Source organism: Bradyrhizobium sp., assembly GCF_019242285.1.
Taxonomy (GTDB): Bacteria; Pseudomonadota; Alphaproteobacteria; order Rhizobiales; family Xanthobacteraceae; genus Bradyrhizobium.
The window spans coordinates 1-2190 of record NZ_JAFAVV010000359.1 but is presented as its reverse complement, the minus strand read 5'-3'; the positions used below and the strand labels follow the sequence as shown (position 1 = coordinate 2190).

Sequence of the window (2190 nt, the reverse complement as noted above, 5' to 3'; positions counted from 1 at the left end):
GATGCCGACCTCATCCATATGCGCGATGCGTCCCCTGCCGATGTCGAGCAGGCGTGCGTGCAACAGCGCGTTGCCGGGCGTCTCGGCGAGGATGCTCTCGCCCATTTTGGCAAAGCCAGGCTCGACGTCGGGGCCTGCCAGCACGTTTTTCCACTCGGCGGCGATCTCTGCCGTGACGAAGGCTTCCTCGATGGCAATGCGTTTCAACTTACTCTCCCTTGACGCGAGCCGGTCATTCCTCGGTGCCGAAGTACAAATGGCGCAACCGATCGTCGTTACGCATCAGGGCTGGTGGTCCCGAGAGCGTGATGCGGCCCTTGTTCAAGATATGGGCGACATCGGCGAGCTCGAGCGCGCGCTCGATGTCCTGCTCGACGACCAGCATGGTCAGGCCTTCGCGCTTGAGCTCGGCCAGCGCGGCATAGAGCCGGTCCATCATGACCGGCGCCAAGCCCAGGCTAATCTCGTCGAAGATCACCAGCCGTGGCTTCGCCATGAGCGCCCGGCCGATCGCGAGCGCCTGCTGCTGGCCCCCAGACATCGACGTGCCCGGTGCGAGACGCCGCTCCGCCAGCGCGGGAAACAGGGCATAGACCCGCTCCAGGCGGGCGTTGCGTTCGGCGGCTCCGACGCCTCGCGCGGCCACCAGCAGATTCTCCTCGACCGAGAGCGAAGCGAAAATGCGCCGACCCTCCATGCAATGGGCGATGCCGCGGGCAGCGGTCGCATGCGCCGGGAGGCCACTGATGTCCTCGCCGTCGAATGAGATGCGCCCGGACGTCAGCTGCAGAGCACGGCTGATGACGCGAGCCAGGGTTGTCTTGCCGGCCCCATTGGTGCCGAGAATGCCGATCACCTGGCCCTGCATCACTGACAGGCTAAGATTCTGGATCACGCGCGCCTGGCCGTAGCCCGCGCTGACACCTTCGAGCTGCAGCAGCGGCGTTGAATGGGTCGGCTTGGCCGGCGCCGCAACCGGAGAGGGCACTTCGGCGGGCAGCGTCTTGGCCGCGCCGCCATGGGCGGTCCCTAGATAGACCGCGCCGACCTCGTCGCTGGCCAGCACCTGGGTGGTCGGGCCTTTGGTCAGGACCTTGCCGAAGTTGAGCACCACCACGTCTTCGCAACACTCTTTCACGATGCGGATCACGTGCTCGATGATGATGATCGCGCGCTGCCCGTCCATAAGCGAGCGGATCAGAGCAATGAGTTCGCTGACTTCGCTATCGATCAGCCCGGCGCCGACCTCATCGAGCAGGAGCAGTTTCGGCTTGAGCGCCAGCGCGCGCGCCACTTCTAGCCGCTTGCGCCGGAGCAGCGGCAGATCACCAGCCTTGACCTCGGCGACATCGGCGAGGTCGCAGCGGGCCAGAATGTCCTGCCGCTCCCTCGCGGCCGCCTTGGCCGCCAGGAAAGGCGACAGCGAGAACTGGCCGACGGCCAGGTTCTCGGCCACCGTCATGTCGAGAAACGGCCGCGGAATCTGGTAGGTCCGGCCGATGCCGCGCCGCGCCCGTTCCGAGGCCGGTAGATGGGTAATGTCCTCACCATCGAAACGGATGCGGCCTGCGCTCGCCGCGATCGCACCACCGAGCAGGCCGATCAGGGTCGACTTGCCGGCGCCATTGGGGCCGATCACACCGATGACGCGACCCTTGTCGAGGCGGATGTCGACATTATCATTGGCAACGAGGCCGCCATAGCGCTTGCAGAGGCCTTGCGCTTCGAGCAGGGCGGCGCCGGTGCTCATGATCGGTCTCCGGTTGAAGACATGCGACGGCGCGTCATGGTCTCGATAAGGCCGCAAATCCCGCGCGGGGCGAAACGGATCAGGAGGATCAGGAGCACGCCCGTGATTGCGACATGAAGCTCGGGATAATCGGCGAGCAGTTCGCCGATCGCAATGAAGACGATGGCACCGACAATAGCCCCGAAGCGCATGCCGAGCCCGCCGATGATGACGATCGCGAGCGGATCGACCGACCATTGCAGCCCGAAACTGCCATACGGCTCGATGGCACCGAGCTTTATGGCCTGCAGACCGCCTGCGACGGCGGTGAGTGCGCTCGCCACCGCAAAGGCGGCGAGCTTGACGCGGAAGGCGCGGACGCCAACCTGGCTCGCGGCATCCTCGTCGTCGCGCACGGCGCGGAGCAGAATGGAGAAGCGCGAGCCGGTGGCCAGCGAAAT

General features: G+C 65.8%; 2 protein-coding genes and 1 pseudogene. All 3 read right to left on the bottom strand.

Going from position 1 to position 2190, the window contains the following annotated elements:
• Nucleotides 1-207: pseudogene (locus JOY90_RS14110) on the bottom strand (amidohydrolase); the annotation flags it as partial.
• Between the two features lie 25 nt (nucleotides 208-232).
• Complete coding sequence (locus JOY90_RS14105; RefSeq protein WP_291691733.1) at nucleotides 233-1750, bottom strand: ATP-binding cassette domain-containing protein; 1518 nt, start codon at nucleotides 1748-1750, stop codon at nucleotides 233-235.
• Nucleotides 1747-2190, bottom strand: a 444-nt coding sequence (locus tag JOY90_RS14100) for a branched-chain amino acid ABC transporter permease (protein WP_291691732.1), incomplete at its 5' end; no start/stop codon positions are given. The genes JOY90_RS14105 and JOY90_RS14100, both read right to left, overlap by 4 nt.

Coding starts and splice junctions, on each gene's coding strand:
- JOY90_RS14105 (WP_291691733.1), bottom strand. CDS start 1,750: ATGAGCACCGGCGCCGCCCTGCTCGAAGCGCAAGGCCTCTGCAAGCGC.